Source organism: Rhizobium sp. USDA 4016, from assembly GCF_056279705.1.
The window spans coordinates 822,492-845,400 of sequence record NZ_JBWCCY010000004.1 but is presented as its reverse complement, the minus strand read 5'-3'; the positions used below and the strand labels follow the sequence as shown (position 1 = coordinate 845,400).

General features: G+C 60.2%; 17 protein-coding genes. 6 read left to right on the top strand and 11 right to left on the bottom strand.

The window, feature by feature from the left end:
- Window positions 1–141 precede the first annotated feature (141 nt).
- The 3 genes from ACZ9DP_RS19340 to ACZ9DP_RS19330 form a co-directional block, all read right to left on the bottom strand.
- Complete coding sequence (locus ACZ9DP_RS19340) at window positions 142–3,339, bottom strand: efflux RND transporter permease subunit (RefSeq protein ID WP_194727825.1); 3,198 nt, start codon at window positions 3,337–3,339, stop codon at window positions 142–144.
- A gap of 232 nt (window positions 3,340–3,571) precedes the next feature.
- Window positions 3,572–4,759, bottom strand: a complete 1,188-nt coding sequence (locus ACZ9DP_RS19335) for an efflux RND transporter periplasmic adaptor subunit (protein WP_194727826.1) — start codon at window positions 4,757–4,759, stop codon at window positions 3,572–3,574.
- Between the two features lie 48 nt (window positions 4,760–4,807).
- A complete protein-coding gene (locus tag ACZ9DP_RS19330; RefSeq protein ID WP_074069330.1) occupies window positions 4,808–5,632 on the bottom strand; it encodes an alpha/beta hydrolase fold domain-containing protein in 825 nt (274 codons plus the stop codon).
- Between the two features lie 165 nt (window positions 5,633–5,797).
- Here ACZ9DP_RS19330 and ACZ9DP_RS19325 point away from each other — a divergent pair, with 165 nt between their 5' ends.
- Complete coding sequence (locus tag ACZ9DP_RS19325; protein WP_194727827.1) at window positions 5,798–6,709, top strand: LysR family transcriptional regulator; 912 nt, start codon at window positions 5,798–5,800, stop codon at window positions 6,707–6,709.
- A 256-nt stretch (window positions 6,710–6,965) separates the two neighbouring features.
- Here ACZ9DP_RS19325 and ACZ9DP_RS19320 read toward each other — a convergent pair whose 3' ends face one another.
- Window positions 6,966–7,706 (bottom strand): SDR family oxidoreductase, encoded by a 741-nt coding sequence (locus tag ACZ9DP_RS19320; protein ID WP_476203305.1) that lies wholly within the window; start codon window positions 7,704–7,706, stop codon window positions 6,966–6,968.
- Window positions 7,707–7,827: 121 nt separating this feature from the next.
- Between ACZ9DP_RS19320 and ACZ9DP_RS19315 the strand changes: the two genes are divergently transcribed.
- Window positions 7,828–8,730, top strand: coding sequence for a LysR family transcriptional regulator (locus tag ACZ9DP_RS19315; protein ID WP_476203304.1), 903 nt, complete (start codon window positions 7,828–7,830; stop codon window positions 8,728–8,730).
- A 51-nt stretch (window positions 8,731–8,781) separates the two neighbouring features.
- The gene (locus ACZ9DP_RS19310) at window positions 8,782–9,369 is read left to right on the top strand and encodes a DNA-3-methyladenine glycosylase (protein WP_476203303.1); all 588 of its coding nucleotides are present in this window, start codon (window positions 8,782–8,784) and stop codon (window positions 9,367–9,369) included.
- Here ACZ9DP_RS19310 and ACZ9DP_RS19305 read toward each other — a convergent pair whose 3' ends face one another.
- Genes ACZ9DP_RS19305 through ACZ9DP_RS19295 form a run of 3 tightly spaced genes read right to left on the bottom strand, consistent with a single transcriptional unit; the run spans window position 9,370 to window position 12,611 of the window.
- The gene (locus tag ACZ9DP_RS19305; RefSeq protein WP_476203302.1) at window positions 9,370–10,914 is read right to left on the bottom strand and encodes a DHA2 family efflux MFS transporter permease subunit; all 1,545 of its coding nucleotides are present in this window, start codon (window positions 10,912–10,914) and stop codon (window positions 9,370–9,372) included.
- Window positions 10,907–12,151, bottom strand: coding sequence for an HlyD family secretion protein (locus tag ACZ9DP_RS19300; protein ID WP_476203301.1), 1,245 nt, complete (start codon window positions 12,149–12,151; stop codon window positions 10,907–10,909). The genes ACZ9DP_RS19305 and ACZ9DP_RS19300 overlap by 8 nt, the downstream gene beginning before the upstream one ends.
- Entirely contained in the window at window positions 12,144–12,611 is a 468-nt protein-coding gene (locus tag ACZ9DP_RS19295) for a MarR family winged helix-turn-helix transcriptional regulator (protein WP_476203300.1), read from the bottom strand. Before ACZ9DP_RS19295 ends, ACZ9DP_RS19300 begins: the two co-directional genes overlap by 8 nt.
- 407 nt (window positions 12,612–13,018) lie before the next feature.
- On the opposite strand from ACZ9DP_RS19295, the gene ACZ9DP_RS19290 reads away from it, so the two are divergent.
- On the top strand, window positions 13,019–14,191 hold the full coding sequence (locus ACZ9DP_RS19290; RefSeq protein WP_476203299.1) for an efflux RND transporter periplasmic adaptor subunit: 1,173 nt from the start codon (window positions 13,019–13,021) through the stop codon (window positions 14,189–14,191).
- Complete coding sequence (locus ACZ9DP_RS19285) at window positions 14,188–17,361, top strand: efflux RND transporter permease subunit (protein ID WP_476203298.1); 3,174 nt, start codon at window positions 14,188–14,190, stop codon at window positions 17,359–17,361. The genes ACZ9DP_RS19290 and ACZ9DP_RS19285 overlap by 4 nt, the downstream gene beginning before the upstream one ends.
- A gap of 3 nt (window positions 17,362–17,364) precedes the next feature.
- On the opposite strand, the gene ACZ9DP_RS19280 is transcribed toward ACZ9DP_RS19285, so the two are convergent.
- From ACZ9DP_RS19280 to ACZ9DP_RS19265, 4 genes are all read right to left on the bottom strand, one after another.
- On the bottom strand, window positions 17,365–18,372 hold the full coding sequence (locus ACZ9DP_RS19280) for an acyltransferase family protein (RefSeq protein ID WP_476203297.1): 1,008 nt from the start codon (window positions 18,370–18,372) through the stop codon (window positions 17,365–17,367).
- A gap of 44 nt (window positions 18,373–18,416) precedes the next feature.
- Window positions 18,417–19,682, bottom strand: coding sequence for an O-antigen ligase family protein (locus ACZ9DP_RS19275; protein ID WP_476203296.1), 1,266 nt, complete (start codon window positions 19,680–19,682; stop codon window positions 18,417–18,419).
- A gap of 11 nt (window positions 19,683–19,693) precedes the next feature.
- A complete protein-coding gene (locus tag ACZ9DP_RS19270; protein ID WP_194727838.1) occupies window positions 19,694–20,959 on the bottom strand; it encodes a polysaccharide biosynthesis/export family protein in 1,266 nt (421 codons plus the stop codon).
- 76 nt (window positions 20,960–21,035) lie between these two features.
- The gene (locus tag ACZ9DP_RS19265) at window positions 21,036–21,716 is read right to left on the bottom strand and encodes a sugar transferase (protein ID WP_022716912.1); all 681 of its coding nucleotides are present in this window, start codon (window positions 21,714–21,716) and stop codon (window positions 21,036–21,038) included.
- 772 nt (window positions 21,717–22,488) lie between these two features.
- Between ACZ9DP_RS19265 and ACZ9DP_RS19260 the strand changes: the two genes are divergently transcribed.
- Window positions 22,489–22,776, top strand: coding sequence for an exopolysaccharide production repressor protein (locus ACZ9DP_RS19260; protein ID WP_074069343.1), 288 nt, complete (start codon window positions 22,489–22,491; stop codon window positions 22,774–22,776).
- Window positions 22,777–22,909: the final 133 nt, after the last annotated feature.

Below are 22,909 nucleotides of genomic sequence, written 5' to 3'. Positions count from 1 at the left end.
CAGAACGGGCAGCAGGCATATCTTCCCGAATGGCTCCGTCCATCCGATGTACGTTCATCAAGACATAAACCTGCGACGCCTCCATGCAAATAAAAAAGGCGGGACCGGATGTCCCGCCTTTTGATTTGATAATGTTTTCGCTTACTCCGCCGCGACCCGAATGGCGGCCTCTTCCGACGGCGGACGATTGTCGTTGTGCTGCACCAGCGGACGGTTGCCCGTCAGCTTGCGGAGCAGCACATAGAAGACCGGCGTCATGAAGATGCCGAAGAAAGTCACGCCGATCATGCCGGCAAAGACCGCGACACCCATGGCGGCGCGCATTTCCGCACCGGCACCGGTGGAGACGACCAGCGGCACGACACCCATGATGAAGGCCAAGGAGGTCATCAGGATCGGGCGAAGACGCAGACGGCTTGCCTCGATCGCCGCCTGGACCGGCGTACGGCCTTCGAACTCCAGTTCACGGGCGAATTCAACGATCAGGATCGCGTTCTTCGCCGAGAGACCGACAAGGACCACGAGGCCAATCTGCGTGAAGATGTTGTTATCTCCGCCCGTCAGCCAGACGCCCGTCAAGGCGGCCAGCACGCCCATTGGCACGATCATGATGATCGCAAGCGGCAGGGTCAGGCTTTCATACTGGGCAGCTAGCACGAGGAAGACGAGCAGCAGCGCCAGCGGGAAGATGATCACGCCGGAATTGCCTGCCAGGATCTGCTGATAGGTCAGATCCGTCCACTCGAAGCTGATGCCCTTCGGCAGCGTCTCGTTGGCGATTTTTTCGATCGCGGCCTGCGCTTGGCCGGAGGAGAAGCCCGGAGCAGGACCGCCGTTGATATCGGCGGAGAGGAAACCGTTATAACGGTTGGTCCGCTCCGGCCCGGTCGTCGCGCTGACCTTCAGCAACGCCGACAGCGGGATCATCTGGCCCGATGCCGAACGAACCTTCAACTGGCCGATGTCGTCCGCCTGGGCGCGGAACTTCGCATCGGCCTGCACCCGGACGCTGTAGGTGCGGCCGAAAGCATTGAAGTCGTTGACATAGAGCGAACCCAGATAGATCTGCAGCGTTTCGAAGACATCGGTCACCGAGACACCGAGCTGTTCGGCCTTCGCGCGATCGAGGTCAGCAAAGAGCTGCGGAACGTTGATCTGGTAAGCAGAGAAGATGCCGGTCAGCTCAGGCGCCTGGTAGGCCTTGGCGATCATTGCCTTGTTGGCCTCGTCGAGCGCCTGGTAGCCGAGACCGGCGCGGTCTTCGAGCTGCATCTTGAAGCCGCCCGTCGTGCCGAGGCCATTGACCGGCGGCGGCGGGAACATGGCGATGAAGGCATCCTGGATCGCCCCGAACTTCTGGTTCAAGGACATGGCAATCGCACCGCCGGAAAGCGCCGGCGACTTGCGCTCCTCAAAATCCTTCAGCGTCACAAAGACGATGCCGGCATTTGAAGAGTTGGTGAAGCCGTTGATCGACAGGCCGGGAAAGGCGATTGCGTGGGCAACGCCGGGCTCGGCCATGGCGATATCGCTCATCCGCTTGATGACGTCTTCGGTCCGGTCAAGGCTTGCGGCATCCGGCAGCTGGGCAAAACCGATCAGATACTGCTTGTCCTGTGCCGGCACGAAACCGCCCGGAACGGCATTGAAGAGGCCATAGGTCGCACCAGCCAGCGCCAGGTAGATGACCATGACGATGCTCTTGCGCGACAGCAGGCCGCCAACGCCCTTGCCGTAGGCTTTCGAACCTGCACCAAAAACGCGGTTGAAGCCGCGGAAGAACCAGCCGAAGATGAAGTCCATGCCGCGCGTCAGCCAGTCACGCTTGGCGTGGTGGCCCTGCAGCAGGAGGGCTGCCAGCGCCGGAGACAGGGTCAGCGAGTTGAAGGCCGAGATAACCGTCGAGATCGCGATCGTCAGCGCGAACTGGCGATAGAACTGCCCTGACAGGCCGCTGATGAAGGCGAGCGGCACGAAGACGGCGACGAGCACCAGTGCGATCGCGATGATCGGGCCGGAAACTTCCTTCATGGCCTTGTAGGTCGCATCGCGCGGGCTGAGCCCATTCTCGATGTTGCGCTCGACGTTTTCGACGACGACGATCGCATCATCCACCACGATACCGATCGCCAGCACCAGGCCGAAGAGGCTGAGTGCGTTGATCGAAAAGCCGAAGACGTACATCACCGCGAAAGTACCTATGATCGATACCGGAACGGCGATTAGCGGGATGATCGAGGCACGCCACGTCTGCAGGAACAGGATCACGACGAGAACGACAAGAGCGATGGCTTCGAGCAGCGTATCGACGACCTTCTCGATCGACGAACGGACGAATTTCGTCGTGTCATAGACGATCTCGTAGCTGACCCCGTCCGGCATTGCGATCTTCAGCTCCTCCATCGTCTTCTGGACTTCGTCCGAGATGGTGATGGCGTTGGAGCCCGGAGACTGGAAGACCGGGATGGCGACCGCCGGCTTGCCGTCGAGGATCGAGCGCAGCGAATAGTCGGCAGCGCCGAGTTCGATGCGTGCAACGTCGCGAAGGCGGGTGATTTCACCGTTGGCCCCCGACTTGACGATGATGTTGCCGAACTGCTCCGGCGTCTGCAAGCGCCCTTGAGCGTTGACGTTCAGCTGCAGCTCAGTGCCTGGCAGGCTCGGCGAAGCGCCGATCGTGCCGGCAGCGGCCTGAACGTTCTGCTCGCGGATCGCATTGGTGATATCGCTGGCAGCGAGATTATGCTCGGCGGCCTTTTGCGGATCGATCCAGACGCGCATCGAATAGTCGCCCGAACCGAAGACCTGCACCTGGCCCACGCCATCGATGCGCGCCAGGCGATCCTTGATGTTCAGGACGCCGTAATTGCGCAGATAGGTGATGTCGTAGCGGTTGTCCGGAGAGATCAGGTTGACGACCATCATCAGGTCGGGAGAGCTCTTGACGGTGGTGATGCCGATGCTCTTCACCTCATCCGGCAGGCGAGGTTCGGCCTGCGAAACACGGTTCTGAACCAGCTGCTGCGCCTTATCGGGGTCGGTGCCAAGCTTGAAGGTTACCGTCAGCGTCATGACGCCATCGGAAGTCGCCTGGCTGGACATGTAGAGCATGTCCTCAACGCCGTTGATCTGCTCTTCGAGCGGTGTCGCAACCGTCTGCGCGATGACGTCCGGATTGGCGCCCGGATAAGTGGCACGCACGACGATCGACGGCGGCACGACCTCCGGATATTCGGAAATCGGCAGTGCCCTGAGGCCGATCAGACCGGCTACGAGGATGAGGACCGAAAGCACGCCGGCAAATACCGGGCGGTCCACAAAGAATCTGGAGATGTTCATTTCAAAGCCCTCTCCGGGATGAACTTGGATGCAAACCCCTGTCGGGCGGTTGGGGTGCCGCCGGCGGGTCAAATCATTTCGTTGGTTGGCCCGAAGGGCCGGGCGACGGGGAGGCTCGGCAGGTGTCGTCTTCGCTTTTGGCTCAGACGTTCGCCCGTTCGTCGCTCACCCCCTCATCCGTCCTGCGGACGTCTTCTCCCCGCCGGGGAGAAGGGGAATTGCTCTGGCGGCCCTACTTGGCCGCCACTTTCTCTTCCATCTGCGGCTCGACCACCGCACCCGGACGGATGCGCTGCAAGCCATTGACGACGATCTTCTCGCCCGGGTTCAGACCGCTTTCGACGACGCGGAGGCCTTCACTTACCCTACCGAGCTCGACCGGCCGATAGCTGACCTTGTTCTCGCCGTCGACGACGAAGACGAACTTCTTGTCCTGGTCGGTGCCAATCGCACGCTCGCTGACGAGAATCTTATTCTCGGCTTTCGGCTGGCCCATTCGGACGCGAACGAACTGGCCTGGGATCAGCTTGCCGCCCGGATTGTCGAACACGGCGCGGACTCCGATCGTGCCGCTTGCAGCATCGACCTGGTTGTCGACGAGCTGGAGCTTGCCTTTGATCGGCGTGCCTTCATCAGCAAGCGTGCCGACCTCGACCGGGATCTGTTCGAGGGCGCGGACTGCACTGTCATTGGCCGGAAGCTGCGACAGCGCCTTCGTCACCATCTCTTCGCTGGCGTTGAAGCTCGCATAGATCGGATCGATCGAGACGAGCGTCGTGAGCGCTGGGGAAGCCGAACCCGCAGCAACAAGGTTGCCGGCGGTGATCTCCAGCTTGCCCACTCGGCCAGAAACCGGAGCCCGGACCTCGGTGTAACCGAGATCGAGCTGAGCCGACTGCAGCGCCGCCTGCGCGGTACGGAGCCCTGCCTGCGCCTCAGTAAAGGCGCTCTGGCGCTGGTCCATATCGCTCTGCGAGATCGTGCGGCTATCCGAAAGCCGGCGGCCACGCTCAAGCTCGATCTGCGCCAAGCTGACCTTGGCCTCGGCGGAGGCAACCTGCCCTTCGGCTTGAGAAACCGCCGCTTGGTAAGGGGCCGGATCGATTGTGAAGAGCAGGTCGCCGGCCTTCACCAGTGCACCTTCGCGGAAGTGGACCGACTGGATGGCGCCCGCAACGCGGGAGCGTAGCTGAACTCGGTCGACCGCTTCGAGACGGCCCGAGAACTCTTCCCAGGTGGTCACATCACGGCTTGCGACGACGGAAACCGTCACCGGCACAGCGGGAGCTTGTGCAGGGGCGGAAGCGGCCGTAGCAGCCGTGCCCATCGGCAATTCAAAAAAGATGGCGGCTGCTGAAACAGACGCAACAAGCCCGATGCCAGCGCCCACCAGGGCCCAGCGCTTCTTTCTGGACGTCATTGGTACTCTCCTTACGGCCCTATACGGCCGACGATAATCAGTTCGTTTTCAATGCAATTGGTGTTGGACGCTTAACTCCTGAACGAAACTTCTGAACTCGCGGCTGACGTTCTCCTGCCAGTTCGACGTGCCGTCCGTTTTCCCGCCGTAAATAGATGGCCAGCCTGCCCCGGCGGGGAGGATATGCTGGCGGACCTCGACGCCTGCCGCTTTGAGGCGGGCGGCATACCCGACGGTCTCGTCGCGCAGAGGGTCGTCCTCCGCCGTGAAAATCAGCGCCGGCGCAACGCCGGCAATGCGCGAACAGAGACAGGGCGCCGCATAGGGGTGACAGCCGCCGCCGCTGAGATAATGGCTCCATCCTTCCGTCCAGCGCTGGCGCATGCCGATGCCGTCAGCCTTGCGGATAGAGGAGGTGCCCATGAACGGATCGAGGAGCGGCGAAATCAGGATCTGGCCGTCGAGCGCGTCGGCATAGTGATCGCGTGCCTTCAGCGCTACACCCGCCGCAATATTGCCGCCAGCCTCTTCGCCAGCGATCAGAAGCAGCGAGTTGCGATCGCCAATGCCGGAGGCGCGCTTGTTGGCAAGATAGGAAAAAAGGGAATAGCCGACTTCCAGCGGCTTCGGAAAGACGTTGCCGAGCGGCGCGTTGTAGTCAGGGATCGCAACAATCGCACCGGCTTTCGCCATGCTCTCAGCAACCGCACTTTCCTTGATCCCGGCCTGAACGCCCGATTCCAGGAAGGCGCCGCCGTGAAAGAACAGAACGATCGGCGCCCCCTTACCGAACTCGGCGCCTTGATAGACGCGCGCGGAAACGGGGCCGATGCCCACCTTCTCCAGCACCATGTCTTTCACCTGCACCGTCATCGGTCCGGCTTTCGCTCAATCAAAGATAACGCATGGTAAGCACCCACAGCTTGCCATTCTGATAAAAAAGATATTGTTATTCACATCGCGGAATAAGAAGCTGTATTATGATTACACTGTTCCGATTTTCGAATAATATCGCAGTGCAAACTGTGGAGATCTCCGATGGACCAGCTCTCGGCAATGCGCGCCTTCATACGCGTCGTTGAGACGGGCAACTTTACACGGGCGGCCGACACGCTCGCAATGCCCAAAGCGACAATCACCAATCTCATCCAGGGCTTGGAAGCGCATCTGCGCACCAAGCTGCTCAATCGTACGACGCGGCGCGTCATGGTGACGACGGACGGCGCACTATATTACGAACGCGCCTCGCAGATCGTTTCCGAACTGGAAGAGCTCGACGGCAGTCTTTCCAACTCCCAAAGCCTTCCAAGCGGCCGCTTACGCGTTGAAATGGCAGGCGCTTTTGCCGACACCATCGTCGTGCCCGCACTCTGCGATTTCTACCTGAAATATCCCGACATCCGCATTGATCTCGGTGTCAGCGACCGCACCGTGGACTACCTTGCAGAAAACGTCGACTGCGCCCTTCGCGCCGGCACCCTCGCCGATCAATCGTTGATCGCAAGACGTGTATCCGAAATCGAAATGGTCACCTGCGCATCGCCCCGCTACATCGAGAAATTCGGCATGCCCGCGCACCCGCAAGAGCTCGAAAGCAGCCATTACGGCATCAGCTATTTCCGCGCACAGACCGGCCGCACGATCCCGTTCGAATTCAAGAATGGCAACGAAGCGATCGAGATAAACCCGAGATATATCGTCTCGGTGAATGACGGCAGAACCTTCATGAGCGCCCTCACCACCGGCCTCGGCGTCGGCCAGACGCTCCGTTTCATGGCGCGCAGCGCCCTCGCAAGAGGCGAACTCGTCCAGGTTCTGCCGGAATGGAAGCGCGATCCGCTGCCGCTCTACGTCGTCTACCCGCCGAACCGGCACCTAAGCAACAAGGTACGGGTTTTTGTGGACTGGATGGTAAAGCTGCTTGCCGACGCCAAGCTCAACGACGCTTGAAAACGGAAGCGGCCCGGAAGGCAGAAAAACCTTCGACGGGCCGCGATCGGATCAACTTCGAATATAGAGCCCGCCGCATCACCAGGGAAAATGATGCGGCGGACTTTTGGAGGCTTGGCGCCGGAATGGGGATTTCCGTTCGCTCCTTGCCATGGAATATAACTGCATCCGGACCGAATGTAAGGCGCAACTTCGCGCATCACCGTTCAGAAAAACGGAATAATGCCGCCACCGAGCCGCGAACAATGTCATCGAATTAGACCATGCCGCCATTGGCGCGCAGGACCTGTCCGTTTATCCAGGAGCCGTCCGGACCAGCGAGGAAGGAAACGGCAGCGGCGATGTCTTCCGGCCTACCGAGGCGTTCGAGCGGGTTCATCTTCGCCATGCGGGCGACGAGTTCGTCTGATTTGCCATTGAGGAAGAGATCGGTAGCGGTCGGGCCGGGAGCGACCGCGTTGACCGTGATGTTCCGGCCGCGCATTTCCTTCGACATGATCGTTGTCAACATTTCCACCGCCGCCTTGGTGGCGGCATAGACGCCGTAGGTTTCGAGCTTCACGCCGACGACACTGGTCGAGAGGTTGATGATCCGGCCGCCGTTGCGCAGCCGCTTACCGGCTTCCCGAAGTGTGTTGAACGTGCCCTTCAGGTTGACGCTGACCTGGCGGTCGAAGTTGGCATCGTCGGCATCGGCGATCGCAGACAGCATCATGATGCCGGCATTGTTGACGAGAACGTCGATACCGCCGAAGGCTGCTTGCGCAGCATCGAACATCCGGCGCACCGCTTCGGGATCGCTGACATCGGCCTTCGCCGTCAGCGCCCTGCCGCCGGCCTGCTCGATTTTCTGGGCCAGTTCTTCGGCGAGAGCGGCATTGCCGGAATAGTTGATAACGACGGTAAAGCCATCCTTGGCAAGACGTTCGGCAATGGCGGCACCAATGCTGCGGGATGCACCCGTGACAAGCGCGACCTTGTTGTCATTGCTAGCCATTTCCTTCTCCTTCAGTTCCTTGCGCCGCAGCGCGTTTCGATGACGAGAAGATGATACTTTCCATAGTGCGGATAATCATGCATTCTTCGGCATCACTATCCGACAAATGCGAACAAATACCATGGACCGATTTGATGCCATGCGGGTCTTTTGCCGCGTCGTGGAACGCCGCAGCTTCACGCTCGCAGCCGAGGATACGGGCCTGCCCCGCTCGACAGTGACCGATGCCGTCAAGCAGTTGGAAGCGCGCCTCGGCGTGCAACTGCTCCAGCGCACAACCCGCCATGTCAGCCCGACGCTCGACGGCGAGGCCTATTACCAGCGCTGCCTTTCGATCCTCGCCGACATCGAGGAGGCCGAAGGCGCCTTTGTCGGCGCCAAACCGAAGGGCATGTTGCGGGTCGATGTGCACGGTACGCTTGCCAGGCATTTCGTGCTGCCGAGCCTGCCATCCTTCCTGGAGACGTATCCGGATATCGAATTTTACATGAGTGAAGGCGATCGTCTGGTCGATCTCGTCCGTGAAGGCATCGATTGCGTGTTGCGCGTCGGCGTGCCGCAGGATAGCGACATGATCGCCCGCCGCGTGGCCTCGCTGGAAGAGATCACCCTCGCCTCACCCGCCTATCTCGAACTCCATGGCATACCGGAACATCCGGACAAGCTCGACGGCCACCGCATGGTCGGGTTCCGGTCCAGCGCGACGGGCGGGCTGCTGCCGCTCGAATTCATCATCGACGGGCAGGTCTGCAACATGTCGATCCCAGCCATCGTCTCGGTCAATGCAGCCGAAAGCCTCCATGCGGCAGCACGCTGCGGACTGGGCATCATCCAAGTGCCGCGCTACCATGCCGAAAGCTACATCGCCTCCGGTGAGCTGGTTCAGATCCTGAGAGGCTTCCCGCCGACCGAGACGCCGGTCTCGCTCCTTTATCCGCGCAATCGTCAGCTTTCGCCGCGCGTCCGCGTCTTCATAGACTGGCTGGTGAAGCTCTTTGGGCAGCAGCGGGCAAGTTTCGGGTAGTCGCATTTGATGCGCGATGATATCGGCCGGAATCAAACGACAGGAACTTGAATGACGGACACAAGTGCCATTGGAAACGCTCCGTTGACCGGTAGTGAGCTTCGAGGCTTCTTCGAGCGCGATGCGATCGCCGTCGCGCGCGATCTCATCGGCTGCCACCTGCTCGTCAATGGTGCGGGCGGGCGCATCACCGAGACGGAGGCCTATTTCCCGCACGACGAGGCCTCGCACAGTTTCCGCGGACCGACCAGGCGCAACGGCGCGATGTTCGGCCCGCCGGGCAACGTCTATATCTACCGCATCTACGGCATGTACTGGTGCCTGAACTTCGTCTGCACGCCGGGCTCGGCCGTCCTCATCCGCGCGCTGGAGCCGCAAAGCGGTATCGCTGGAATGATCGAGCGCCGCGGCACCGATGTGGTCACTCGGCTCTGCAGCGGTCCCGGCAAGCTCTGCCAGGCGCTCGATATCGATATCGCGATCAACGACCGCCTGCTCGAGCGCCCGCCATTTGCGATCTTTCCCTCGGCGCCGGTTCCGATCGCCTCGGGCACGCGGATCGGCATAACGAAGAATGCCGAAGTTCCATGGCGCTTCGGCATTCAGGGCTCGCGATATCTGAGCAAGCCGTTCCGCTGATCAATCCATGACGGCGCTGTGATCCGTTGATGCCGGCGCCGCCTTGGGTTTGCGCAAGATGAGCGCCAGCGGCATCACCGCAAGCGACATCAGCATCAGGAGCTTGAAGTCGTCCATGTAAGCGATGATCGTCGATTGCAGCGTGATGAGCTCGTTGAGCGAAGCCCGGCCTGCCGCGGTGAGCGGGCTGAGCGACTGCGCGGCGGCGGCATCAAAGGCCCGGTTGAACGGCGTGACATAGGCCGCGATCGAAGCGTGATTGCTCTGCGTATTCTCGACGATCAGTGCCGAGACGATCGAAATGCCGACGCTCGAGCCGATGTTGCGGGAGAGATTGTAGAGGCCCGTGCCGTCGGCGCGCATATGCGCCGGCAGCGTCGAGAAGGCGATCGTCGTCAGCGGCACGAACAGGAAGCCGAGACCGGCACCCTGGATGAAACCGACCGAGACGATCGTCCACTGCGAGACGTCCGGCGTCCAACCCGTCATGTCGTACATTGCCCAGGCCGTAAGGCCGAGGCCGAACACGAGGAGCCAGCGGGTATCGACCTTGCCGATCAATCGCCCGACGATGAACATGCAAAGCATGGTGCCGATGCCACGTGGCCCCATGACGATGCCGGCCGTAATGACCGGATAGCCCATCAGCGTCTGCAGATAAGGCGTCATCAGCGCCAGCGAGGCGAGATAGGTGACGCCGACCACGAAGATGAACACCATGCTGATCGCGAAATTCTGGTCGAGAAACAATCGTGGATTAACGAAGGACTTTTCGGCTGTCAGCGTATGAACCAGCAGCAGATAGAAGGCTGCCGCGCAGACGATCGCTTCGACCATGATCTCGCCGGACGAGAACCAGTCGAGCTGCTCACCGCGGTCTAAAAACAGCTGCAGCGCGGCGATGAAGAGGCTCATCATGCCGAACCCGAACCAGTCGAGCTTTGCGAGCGCATCGCGCTTCGTTTCGCTGACGAAGATGACGATGCCCGCAAAGGCGAGCGCACCGATCGGCACGTTGATATAGAACACCCAGCGCCAGCTGATGTTGTCGGTCAGCCAGCCGCCGATGACCGGCCCCAGGACCGGCCCGACCATGACCGAGACGCCGAATAAGGCCATGGCCGAGCCGCGCTCCTCGACCGTATAGATGTCGAGGAGGATGCCCTGGGAGAGCGGTACGAGAGCAGCCCCGAAGAGGCCCTGGAGAAGGCGGAAGGCGACGATCTGCGGCAATGATTGCGCTACGCCGCAAAGCACCGATGCCACGACGAAGCCGGCAATTGCCGTCAGGAGCACGTTCTTGCGGCCGAACTTGGCGGCAAGGAAGCCCGACGGCGGCGTCATGATGGCGGCCGCGACGATATAGGACGTCAGGACCCAGTTGATCTGGTCGGCGGAGGCCGAAACGCTCCCCTGGATATAGGGCAGCGCGACGTTGGCGATGGTGGTGTCGAGCGCCTGCATGATGACGGCGAGAATGACGCAGGCCGTGATCGCACCGCGATTGGCAACCGGGCCGGGGGGAGATGCTGCAGCGTTACTCATGGCCCTTGCCGGCTTCGCGGCCCAACAGCCTGTTGACGAAATCCGGCAGGCCGCGGGCATGGCCGGTATCGACATCGACGATCGTGCTCATGCCGACGCGAAGCGGCGGCTTGCCGTCGGCATCGTCGATGCTGACATGGATCGGAATACGCTGCACGACCTTCACCCAGTTGCCGGTGGTGTTTTGCGCCGGAAGCAGCGAGAAGCTCGAGCCGGATGCCGGACTGATGCTTTCGACCTTGCCCTTCCATTCGACGCCCGGATAGGTGTCGACAAAGATGCTCGCCTCTTGGCCCGGCTTTACGTAGGTAAGCTCGGTTTCCTTCGGGCTTGCAGCGATCCAAAGCCGATTGGTCGCAACAAGCGAGAAGGCCTGTTGCGAGGCCTGCAGGTAGGAGCCGACCTGCAGCGCGTTGACATTGGTTACGACGCCGTCGAACGGCGCCTTGACGACGCTATGGTCGAGCTCGCGCTGGGCATTGTCGACATTTGATTTTGCCTGCAGGTAGAGCGGGTTCTGCTCGACCGGCTGGCTGGCATCGTCGCCGAGCTCTGCAAGCGTGGTCGCAGCCTGCGCCCTGGCGACGGCAACCTTCTGAAGCGCAGCATCGAGATCGTGCTTGGCTTCATCATAGGCGGCACGTGTTACGGCCGAACTGTTGACGAGGCTCTGCTGACGATCGAACTGCGCCTGGAAATACGGGATATCGGCCTGCGCCTGCGTGATTTCCGCAAGCGACTGCCGGTAGCTCGCCTTCAGGTTTTCGATCTGGTTGCGCTGGACGCCAAGCTGGGCCTTGGCGCCGTCGAGCGCGATCCTGAAGCTGTCGGATTTCAGGCTAAAGAGCACCTGCCCGGCCTTGACCGTTTCGTTCTCGTGAACGTTGATCTGGTCGACGATGCCGGAAACATCCGTCGTCAGGCCGACCATATCCGCCTGGATATAGGCATTGTCGGTCGACATGACCTGCCCGCCATTCACGTAGAAATAGCCGCCGGCAACAAGGGCAATAGGCAGCAGCGCAAACAGCACGGGGCGGGTGAGGCTGCGCCGACGGCGGACGCTGATGCCGTCGGACGCAGCCACTGCGGCGGCCGGCGCTGAATTGGATGAAGGCGCTTCGGCTACCGTTTCCTGGGTTTCGGAGACTTCCTTGTCTTCGATCGGGATCTTGTCTTCGGTCGGATTCTTGGCGTTGGCGTCGTCAACGACGCGGAGGGAGGATTTTTCAACCATGGTTCTGCTCATTCCCGGCGGCGGCCGGTGTGCGGCACGCCTGCACTAGATTTGTTTTCATCAGCGATAGGATTTGAAAGAGCTGTTCGCGCTGCTCGGCGCGGACGCCGTCGAGGGCTTCGCCGCGCGTGGCTTCTCCGATCACCCGCATTTGCGCAAGCAGCGGCAAGGCCTCGTCACGCATGTAAAGAAGCCAGACGCGCCGGTCCGCCGGATGCTGCCGCCGTTCGACAAGTCCGCGTTCGGCAAGCTTGTCGAGAATTCGCACCAGCGTGATCGGCTCGACTTCGAGGATCTCGGCGAGCCCACCCTGGTGAATACCCTCGTTGTTCGCGAGATAGGCAAGCGTTTGCCATTGCGAGCGGGTCAGCCCGAGGCATTTAGCGCGCTGCTCGAACCGCTTGCGAAGCAGACGGGCGACGTCGTGTAGGACAAAACCGAGGGTCGGATGGGCGCTCATGAAAGCTATGCTAGCTATTTATAAGTGTGCTTATAATGTTGGTAGATATAGTGAGCATGTGCAACGCACAAGATCAACGGCCGCAGATTCCGCCGTTGCGGCCAAAATGCCGCAGGGCACGTGTGGCAAGAGCTGATCGTCGACCCCCTTATCCCGGTCAGATTCTCAAACTACCGGCGATTGGCGTTTGCAATTTCTGCCTACTGACGTTTATAGTCCGATTTCATAGAGTTACCGGAGCAGACCTTCGGCCTTTTTTTGCAAGCTGGCACCCCTGCCGATCGGCCGGTGCGTGACAAGAGCAACAAGACGAAGGCCGGAAAGCCGGGTTCGACACAGCAGAAATGAATCGCATCGTTACCGCATAAGTTTGGCGGCATGCCGGCCGCCCAGAATGGGGGATCGCTATGCCTTACTCTCTTCGTGAAGCCCTTGCTCTCACTTACCTTATCCTTTTTCCCGCGACCGTCATTGCCCAGGACGCTCCGCCTGCTCCGCCCGTCACGGTTGCAAAACCCGTCGTTCGCGATGTCGTGGACAGCGACGAGTTCATCGGCCGCTTCGCGGCGGTCGACGAGGTCTCCGTGCGATCGCGCGTCGGCGGCTACCTGCAGGAAGTACATTTCACCGATGGCGCGATGGTCAAGAAAGGTGACTTGCTCTTCGTCATCGATCAGCGCCCCTTTGTCACTGCGTTCAATGAAGCAACCGCTGCGCTTGAAGTCGCGAAATCGACACTGATCTACGCTGACGCGCAGTTCAAACGCGCAGAATCACTCGCCACCAGCGGCAGCCAGTCGGTTTCGACGCTCGATGACCGGCGCCGCGAATGGGTTTCCGCTCAGGCCAATGTCCGCGGCGCCCAGGCCACGGCAGATCGGGCCACGCTCGATCTCGAATATACGAAGATTACCGCCCCGATCAGCGGCCGCATCGACCGGCGGCTGATCTCCGCCGGCAACCTCGTCCAGGCCGACCAGTCGGTGCTGACGACGATCGTTTCGCTCGATCCGATCGACTTGTATTTCGACGTCGACGAGCGCCGGCTGCTGAACTTCGCGCAGACGGCGCGTGCGCGCGGCAGCGACCTTCAGCAGGGCGGCGGCGGTCTTGAGGTGCAGGTCCGCATCACGGATGCCAACGAGAAGCCGTTCACAGGCAAGCTCGATTTCGCCGAGAACCGGGTCGACAGCCAGACCGGCACGATGCGGGTCCGCGCTCGCTTCGACAATCCGAACTTCGTGCTTCAGCCTGGTCTTTTCGGCCGCGTGCAGGTGGAGGCCTCCAACGTTTATAGGGCCATTCTCGTGCCGGACGAGGCAATCGGCTCCGACCAGAACCAGCGGGTCGTCTATGTCGTCGGCAACGATGGCACGGTTTCGACCAAGCCCGTGCGGCCCGGCCCGCGGCTTTACGGCTACCGCGTCATCCGCGAAGGCATGGAAGGCAATGAGACGATCGTCGTCAACGGCCTGATGCGCGCTCGCCCGGGAGCCAAGGTCACGCCGCAGACGACTGAACTGCCGCAGAGCCGCGAGGATATCCCGCCGGAAGCTGCAAGCATGGAGCTTGCCCAATGAGGTTTGCGCACTTCTTCGTGGACCGACCGATATTCGCGTCCGTCCTCTCCATAGTTCTGCTCATTCTCGGCGGCCTCGCCTATTTCCAGTTGCCGGTGGCGCAGTTTCCCGAAATAGCACCGCCCACCATCGTCGTGCGCACCAACTATCCCGGCGCCGACGCCCAGACCATCGCCGACACGGTCGCAACGCCGCTCGAACAGGAAATCAACGGCGTCGAGAACATGCTCTACATGTCCTCCTATTCGACTGACGACGGGTCGATGTCGCTGACAATCACCTTCAAGCTCGGTACCGATCTGGATACGGCGCAGGTTCTCGTCCAAAACCGGGTAGCGATCGCCGAACCGCGCCTGCCCGATGAGGTTCGCCGCAACGGGGTCACCACCGCGAAGAGTTCACCCGACCTGATGATGGTCGTGCATATCCTGTCTCCGAACAGCCGCTACGATCAGCTTTACGTTTCAAACTACGCCCGCAGCCGCATCCGCGATGTGCTGGTGCGTCTCGACGGCGTCGGAGACCTCACCATCTTCGGCGAGCGCGAATATGCCCTTCGCATCTGGCTCGATCCGCAAAGGCTGGCCTCTTATAGCATGACCCCGAACGATGTGGTGGATGCCTTGCGCGAACAGAACGTGCAGGTTTCGGGTGGCTCGATCGGTGGGCCGCCGGCGGCAGGCATAAACGCATTCCAATACACCGTGACGACGCAGGGCAGGTTCTCCGATGCGCGGCAGTTCCGCTACGTCATTGTGAAAGCGACAGAGGACGGCCGCCTCGTACAGCTGCAGGACATTGCCCGCATCGAGCTCGGCGCCAAGCAATACGTCACCAACAGCTACCTCGACGGCAAGCCGGCGGTGGCGCTCGGCATCTTCTCGCGTCCGGGCACAAACGCGCTCGCGACCGCCGACGAAATCAAGGCGAACATGGAACAGCTCGCCAAGGACTTTCCCCCAGGGCTGGCTTACGACATCGTCTACAATCCGACCGAGTTCATTTCCGAGTCGATAACAGAGGTCTACAAGACCATTTTCGAAGCGGCCGTGCTGGTCGCAATTGTGGTGCTGGTCTTTCTGCAATCGTGGCGCACGGCCATCATCCCCATCGTCGCGATCCCGGTGTCGCTGATCGGCACTTTCGCTTTCCTGCTCGCCTTCGGCTTCTCGCTCAACATGCTGACGCTCTTCGGGCTCGTGCTCGCTATCGGCATCGTGGTAGACGATGCGATCGTCGTCGTCGAGAACGTCGAGCGAAATCTGGCCAAGGGCATGACGCCGAGGGAAGCGGCGCATGTGACCATGGACGAGGTCGGAACGGCGGTCATCGCGATCTCCCTGGTACTCATCGCCGTGTTCGTCCCAACAACCTTCATCCCAGGCATTACCGGCCAGTTCTACCGGCAGTTTGCGGTGACGATCTCGGTCGCAACGGCAATCTCGGCGGTCAATTCGCTGACATTGTCGCCAGCCATCGCTGCGCTCGTTCTGCGGCCGCACGAAGAACATGCGAAGGAGACGCGAAATCCGTTCACGCGACTGGGCCGCGGCCTCGCCAACGGCTTCAATCGCGGCTTCGACCGAATGAGCCACGGCTACTCATGGATTGTTCGCCGCACCGTTGCGACAAAGACCGCCCTGTTCTGTGCGCTGCTGGTATTTGCGGGACTGCTGGCATCGACCTACTACATGGGCCGAATCGTCCCGAGTGGCTTCATCCCCAATATGGACCAGGGCTATGCAATCGTCGTCCTCCAATTGCCCGAGGGCGCCTCGCTCAACCGAACCGATGCCGTCGTGCAGCAGGCGGCGGAAGTCATCCGCAACACGCCTGGCGTCTCTCACGCGGTGGCCTTTGCGGGCTTCAGCGGCGCCACCTTCACCAACGCGTCCAATCAAGGCGTTGTCTTCGCACCCTTCGACACCTTCGAACACAGGCTTGAGCAGGGTCTGAGCGCCGGCCGGATCATCGGTCAGCTCTACCAAAACCTGCAGAGCATCCAGGAAGCCTTCATCATTGCCATCCCGCCGCCGTCGGTCAGGGGTATCGGCAATTCCGGCGGCTTCAAGATGCAGCTGATGGACCTCGAAAGCGGCGACATGCGGCGGGTTCTGGCCCTTGCCAACCAGATGATGGGTACCGCCAATCAGACGCCCGGGCTGACCGGCGTCTTCACGACCTTCTCCGTATCGAGCCCGCAATTCTTCCTCAATATCGATCGCGACAAGGCACGCATGCTGAACGTCCCGATCTCGAACGTATTCGATACGCTCTCGATCAATCTGGGCACATCCTATGTCAACGACTTCAATGCTTTCGGCAGGGTCTATCAGGTGCGGGCGCAGGCCGACCAGGAATTCCGCCTCGAGCGGGACGACATCCTTGCCCTGAAGGTCCGGTCGGCGACGGGCGCGCTCGTGCCGTTGGGAACCCTCATGGAAGTCCAGGACCGGAGCGGTCCGGCGCTCGTCCAGCATTACAATATGTATGTCTCGGTACCGCTGCAGGGCAATCCAGCGCCTGGTGTGTCGACCGGCACCGCCCTCGACAGCATGGAGAAGATCGCGGGTTCGCTACTGCCCTCGGGAACGACCTTCAACTGGACCGAACTCGCCTTTCAGGAGCGCGGCACCGGCAACACAGCGATCTTTATCTTCGCACTTTCGGTGATTTTCGTCTTTCTGGCCCTCTCGGCGCAATATGAAAGCTGGGTGCTGCCGCTCGCGATCATCCTGATCGTGCCGTTGGCCATCCTTGCGGCCCTGCTTGGCGTCCATCTTCGCGGCATGGACAACAACATCCTGACGCAGATCGGCCTCATCGTGCTGATCGGCCTTGCGGCAAAGAACGCGATCCTGATCGTTGAATTCGCGAGGCAAGCGGAAGAGGACGGTAAGACGCCGGTGGAGGCGGCGATTGAAGCCAGCCATCTGCGCCTGCGCCCAATCCTGATGACGGCATTCGCCTTCATCTTCGGCGTCGTGCCGCTGATGATCGCGACGGGGCCAGGCGCGGAAATGCGCCAATCGCTCGGTACTGCCGTCTTCTCGGGAATGCTCGGCGTCACGATCTTCGGCCTGTTCCTGACGCCGGCCTTCTACGTCGTGCTGCGCGCGCGCCGCCGCAAAGTCGCGCCGAAAGGGCAACCGGTCGAAGAAACAGGTTGATCTTTACGAAGGGCGCTGCTCAAGCGGGCGGCGCTTGGGTGCTTCGTTGGACAGGAGCTTGCGCAGCGGCTTCTCGACCATCTCATAGGCCGCAATCCCGAGCAACGTTCCACCGCAAATGGCCGCAACGACGGCAAGGCCGCCCGGAATTCCGAGAATTCCTGCAGCCTTGATGGCGACCGATATCGCAAACGTATGCCACAGGTAGATGGAAAAGGACGCATCGCCGAGATAGGTGAGCAGCGGCACGCGGCCGATGCTGCCGTCGGCCTCCAGCGAGACCATGCCGAACACCAGCGCCATCGCCAGCGGTCCGCATATGAATTCGTCGAACCCGGCACCCATCAGGTGAATCGCCGCAAAACCGCAGAGTGCGGCGCCGACGCAGCCAAGCCCGAGACTATTGCCGGCGGTCCAGCGCCGCAACCACAGTTCTGCAATGAAGACGCCGCCGAGGAACTCCAGGATGATCGGCCGCGTATAGGTGGCGAGCATCGGCGAAGACGGCTTCCACATCAGGCCGACCACGACGAAGAAGCCGAACGCAACGGAGAGGAAAGGCAGCCGCCACTGGCGCGGCAAGAACAAGGCGCCGGCAAAAAGGACATAGAAGAACATCTCGAAATTGAGCGTCCAGCCCTGAACCAGGATCGGCCAAATCTCGCCGGTGCTCGGCGAGTGCACAGGAACAAAGACGAACGAACCCAGGACGTGGCCTGCATCGAGCTGTAGGTTCGGAAACAATCCTGCCATCGCTCCGCCGATCATGATGACCGTCACCAGCCAGTATGAGGGTGCGATGCGGCGGATGCGGTCAACAAGGAAGCGATGCGGCGTCAGCGGCTTGCGGTCGCTAATCACCCACATGATGAAGCCGCTGATGACGAAGAAGACGTCGACGCCAGCAGCGCCGATCGTAAAGTGCCCGCCACTTCTTTCTGCCGCATGGAAAACGACGACGGCCAGTGCCGCAAAGGCACGCAAATATTGGATCCCGTAAAGGGTCTTCATGCATATCCCTCGTTGCGCCGCTTTTTGCGGCGTACGTGCAAAAATCAGGAACGAACAGGCTTAGCAGATTGGTAATGGTGCAGGCCGGCCATCGCCGAGCGCTGGCGCGCGCCGACAAGCTTGCCTGCGGAAAAATAAAGAAGAAAGGTACCGACGTTATAGGGCGTCAAAACGTCGATCTCCACGAACGAACGGATCAGAAGCAGCACGGTGATGCCGAAAAGGAAATAGGATTCATCATTGCGCACATCCTCAATCAGCCGGCGCAGATGCCCCCAAAGCGTCGCGATGATCGTAACAGCAAGGATGAGCACGCCGATCAGACCGAGTTCCACGGCCGTCTCGATGTAGGTATTATGAAAATGGAAACCGGCTCGCGAGGCGATGAAGAATTCCTTCCATAGCCGCTCAGGCTCTGCGAAGCCCTGAACCCAATAAGCCTGATAGCCGATGCCGATGGCCGGGTTCTGCGCCGCAGCCGCAATACCCTGTTGCCAGAGATAGGTGCGGCCCGTCAGGGTCGAATCCTTGCCGAAGATGCCCAAGACCGCGTCGACAGCGCCTAGATAGACGCCCGCCACCACCAGGATGACAGCCGCGACGCCGCCGCCGACCACCAGCAGCTTGCGTTGTTGCGGCGACAGCATGAGCACGACGCGAAACCCTATCAGCAGGGCAACGACCGCCGCCGTCGTGATGACCGAGGTGGCCGATTGCGAGGCAAGCAGGCAATAGGCCGCCATAAGACCGACTATGCCCGACGCCATCATCCAGAAACGGCGCTCGCCGTAAATGAAGACGGCGGCAAAGGCGAAGATGATGCCCAGCGACGCATAAAAGCCGAGCTGGTTCTTCGATGCGAAGGCGCCAACGAAACTGTAAGTCCCATCCAGCGCGTCATATTCGTAGTAGCCGAAGAGGATCGAATAAAGCAGCACGACCGCCGCGCCTGCCACGACCCCGAGCGTCAGCGTCCGGACATCAAGCACGCGCACGGCAATCAGCGCACAGACCACCTGCGTCAGATACTGGATGCTCGCCCTCAGCGACACGCTCGGCACGGCGGACCAGAAGACGGAGAGGAAGGCGAAACCGGCGAAGGCGAATAGCCAGATGAAGCGGCTGTAGCTGCCGAGCACCTTGCGATAATTGACGGCGACGAGTGGCAGCCACAAGGCATAATAAAACAGGATCGCCACCTGCCCGAAGCGGATCGAGTAAGCAAAGCAGAAGAGAGAAAGCGCAACCGCCGGAATGGCGTAAAGCTCGTTCTCACCTGGCTTTATCAGCACCGATTTGGCGATCCGCATGCGGGTCTCCGCTATCTCATCGCAACCCCGGCCGTGACCCTGATCAGGTCGCCCGGTTGCAATGTGCTATTTTCCGTGACCGGAACTTCCTTCGACTGGCCGTCAACCTCCCGCACGATGGAATAGCTGATGCTCGCGGCATTCTGAGGGTCGAAACGAGCGGCGTCGTTCGATTGCGCCAATGCTTCCGACATCAGCGCATCGCTGGTGGCAATCTTCAGGTTGAGCGTGTCGAGTTCGGATTCGGTGTCCTGCAGTTCCTGTGACAGCTTGGCGTCCCAGTCGTTGCGCAGGGTGATCTCGTCCTGATTGGCCTGGCTGATGTCCTGCTTGGCCTTCAAGATGTTGGTATCGATATCGAGAAGGGTCGCCTCGGTATCGGCGGCGCGCTGTTCGGCGGCCATTTTTCGGGCGCTGAGCGCAAGGCCCTTCTCGGCCAGGTTTTCGACCTTGTCGCGGTCCTCCTTGGCAAGCTCGAGCTGGCGCGTCTGTGTCTCGGTCTTTTTGCCGAGAGATTCGATTTCGGCCTGCAACAGCGATTTCAGGTCGTCCAGCGCCTGAAGCTGCAGCGTGAGCCGCTTCTTGCGCGTGTTCATCAACGCCATTTCGCTGGCGAGCAGGGCTTTTGCCTCGGGCAGATCCTTGAGCTCCTGCGGCATTTCGATCGTGTCGCTCTTGGAGGTTTCCGCCTGCAGCCGCGCCTTGCGGGCAATGAGCCGGTTGCGCTCCGTCGTATAGACGACGGCGTCGCCCTTGGCGTTTATGAAATCGCGGGCAAAGCGCTGGCCGGCATCAGCCCGCCGCAGGCCGCCAGCGATGCTGACGGCCTTCACGACTGTCAGATTGGGTGCGAAGGGATACTCGCCGGGGTTTTCCACATCGCCGGTCAGAAAGACCGGCCGGAACTGGGCAAGTTCGACGGACGCCGACGGCCGGTCCTTGAGGCCGAACTGCTTCTGCAGCGCGACGCCGATTTCCTGCGCGATTGCATCCGTCGTCTTTCCGGAGGCCGGGAGGTCGCCGACGAACGGCAGTGAAAGACTTCCTGAGGGGCCGATCGTGTAATCGCCGCTCACCACTGACCAGTCGCGAATCGCGCCTTCCGCCGTTTGCCATTCGGCAACGCGGATGCGCAGCTTGTCCATGGTGCCGAGCTGGTAGTCGGCAGCCCGGGCAAAGCCGGAGGACCCGATCAATATGCTAAGCCCCGCAACGAAAGCGAGGCCGTGCATAAAGGAATTTCCAAGCAGGTTGCGGCGCAACAGGATTTCTCTCATTCAGTCTTCCTCGTAAATCGGCACGGCAAGCCAAAAGCAGTACCGTACGTTACTTGGCGTATATGGAAGCGGCTTGTCAGTAGCTGCCACGCTGCATGCAGACGGCGGGGATCGTCTGTGCAATGATCTTCACATCGCGGATGAGCGACCAGTTTTCGACGTAGTGTGTGTCGAAAGCCACGCGGGCAGCATAGGACACGTCGTTGCGCCCGCTGATCTGCCAAAGTCCGGTAAGACCCGGACGCGCCTGTAGATAGTAGACGGCCGAAGACTCGTAGAGTTCCAGTTCATCAAGAACGACGGGCCGCGGCCCGACAACGCTCATTTCGCCGCGAAGGATGTTGATGAGCTGTGGCAGTTCATCAAGGCTGAGCTTGCGAAGCACGCTTCCGACCGTGGTGACCCGCGGATCGTCCTGCAGTTTTCGCGTTTCACGCCATTCTTCCATCGCCTTCGGATTGTTGCGCAGATGCTCCTGCAGGACCTTGTCGCCGTTGACGACCATGGTCCGGAACTTCAGGCAACGGAACTCCTGGCCGTTGTGGCCGATACGGCGATGCCCATAGAAAGCCGGCCCCTTGTCGGAGAGCTTTACGAGCAGCATCACCATCAGAAAAATCGGGCTCAGGAAAAGGAGCCCGAGCGAGGCAGCCGTGATATCGAATGCCCGCTTCATGATCCCGCCAGTCGGCGGAAACACATTCGCATGAACCACGCCAAAAAATGGCGTACTGTCCGATCTCGTCGCAGACTTCATAGAGTTAACTCCACTTATGTTTGCCGTTTGGTCGGTAAGCCCAGGCCGCTAAGCTAGCGCTGACTAGTGAGGAGTGTATGGGTGGAATTTGTTTTTTTAAGCCACAATTTCATGGCGATTGTGTAACGGCCCGTTTCCGGCGTGTCTTTATCACATTTCTTTTTTTAAGGGTTCTCTAAATTTCATATGCAAAGCATGCAATGTTTTTGAATAGACTCTGTGCGGCGCACTAAAGGTCTTCGTGTTTGCTTCGCGTCGCAAAAAGATTGAAGAATAAATCTTTCTACGCCTTTCGGGTGACATTTGACTAAGCACTGCGGGCACTGCCGAGAGTAGGTCAACTATATTGTCTTATCGCGGAATTTATTGCATCGCACCATCGATTTTGCGCCGCACACTCAAATCGGTTTAGATGAAAACTTTGTAATAAAAGTTGAACGCATTTGGCTTTCATGCGTTGGTTCGGTAGGCAAATGTGACGCAAAGTACCGCGTGCAATGTCATAATTCGAACAACCTGAAGTAAAATCGACACATTTGCACCCCGAATCCTCGTCACGGCACTCCTTAACGAGGTTTCGTTGATTTTACCCAAAGCCGGAAGGAAACCTTAAACCGAATACTGTAGATAAAGAGACGACGGATGAAAAAGAATGCTCTCGTTCGGTTGAAACAAGGGGCCTTCTAAAATATACAAAGTAAAGGGTCCTTAGGGAGGAAGCCCGAATTCAATGACTGTTCATTGAACGAACCTCCCCAAGGGAGGCACGGTTATGTATGCACCTCGCGTTTTCGTTAGCATGATCGGCGCTTTGGCCGTTTTTGCGGTTGCGACTTATTGGCTGAACGGCTCACTGACAACGACACTGATAGACACGGTGATCTGTGCCGTTCTCCTGCAATTGGGCTATTTCGGCGGCGTCTTGTTCCTCGTGTGGAAGGAAGCAAAGGCGCGCAACACCCAGGGCACCACGGCGGTATCCCATACACCGGCCCGAAGCGACGACAAGGAGAAGATTCCGGTCTCGCCCTTCAATGGTTCCGAGCCTTTCAACCGTTGAAAGCAACTCTTGTTGGCGGCACACGGATAGCGGCCAGCCGATCCCGTAATATCTTTTGAAGCCTTTTGCATTGCCGCAGACGCGGCGACGTCCTAACTCTTGCGCGAGACAACGGAGGGTACGACGTGGTTGA

Coding starts and splice junctions, on each gene's coding strand:
- ACZ9DP_RS19335 (WP_194727826.1), bottom strand. CDS start 4,759: ATGACGTCCAGAAAGAAGCGCTGGGCCCTGGTGGGCGCTGGCATCGGG.
- ACZ9DP_RS19270 (WP_194727838.1), bottom strand. CDS start 20,959: ATGAGAGAAATCCTGTTGCGCCGCAACCTGCTTGGAAATTCCTTTATG.
- ACZ9DP_RS19325 (WP_194727827.1), top strand. CDS start 5,798: ATGGACCAGCTCTCGGCAATGCGCGCCTTCATACGCGTCGTTGAGACG.
- ACZ9DP_RS19330 (WP_074069330.1), bottom strand. CDS start 5,632: ATGACGGTGCAGGTGAAAGACATGGTGCTGGAGAAGGTGGGCATCGGC.
- ACZ9DP_RS19265 (WP_022716912.1), bottom strand. CDS start 21,716: ATGAAGTCTGCGACGAGATCGGACAGTACGCCATTTTTTGGCGTGGTT.
- ACZ9DP_RS19295 (WP_476203300.1), bottom strand. CDS start 12,611: ATGAGCGCCCATCCGACCCTCGGTTTTGTCCTACACGACGTCGCCCGT.
- ACZ9DP_RS19290 (WP_476203299.1), top strand. CDS start 13,019: ATGCCTTACTCTCTTCGTGAAGCCCTTGCTCTCACTTACCTTATCCTT.
- ACZ9DP_RS19285 (WP_476203298.1), top strand. CDS start 14,188: ATGAGGTTTGCGCACTTCTTCGTGGACCGACCGATATTCGCGTCCGTC.
- ACZ9DP_RS19310 (WP_476203303.1), top strand. CDS start 8,782: ATGACGGACACAAGTGCCATTGGAAACGCTCCGTTGACCGGTAGTGAG.
- ACZ9DP_RS19315 (WP_476203304.1), top strand. CDS start 7,828: ATGGACCGATTTGATGCCATGCGGGTCTTTTGCCGCGTCGTGGAACGC.
- ACZ9DP_RS19260 (WP_074069343.1), top strand. CDS start 22,489: ATGTATGCACCTCGCGTTTTCGTTAGCATGATCGGCGCTTTGGCCGTT.
- ACZ9DP_RS19280 (WP_476203297.1), bottom strand. CDS start 18,372: ATGAAGACCCTTTACGGGATCCAATATTTGCGTGCCTTTGCGGCACTG.
- ACZ9DP_RS19300 (WP_476203301.1), bottom strand. CDS start 12,151: ATGGTTGAAAAATCCTCCCTCCGCGTCGTTGACGACGCCAACGCCAAG.
- ACZ9DP_RS19275 (WP_476203296.1), bottom strand. CDS start 19,682: ATGCGGATCGCCAAATCGGTGCTGATAAAGCCAGGTGAGAACGAGCTT.
- ACZ9DP_RS19305 (WP_476203302.1), bottom strand. CDS start 10,914: ATGAGTAACGCTGCAGCATCTCCCCCCGGCCCGGTTGCCAATCGCGGT.
- ACZ9DP_RS19320 (WP_476203305.1), bottom strand. CDS start 7,706: ATGGCTAGCAATGACAACAAGGTCGCGCTTGTCACGGGTGCATCCCGC.
- ACZ9DP_RS19340 (WP_194727825.1), bottom strand. CDS start 3,339: ATGAACATCTCCAGATTCTTTGTGGACCGCCCGGTATTTGCCGGCGTG.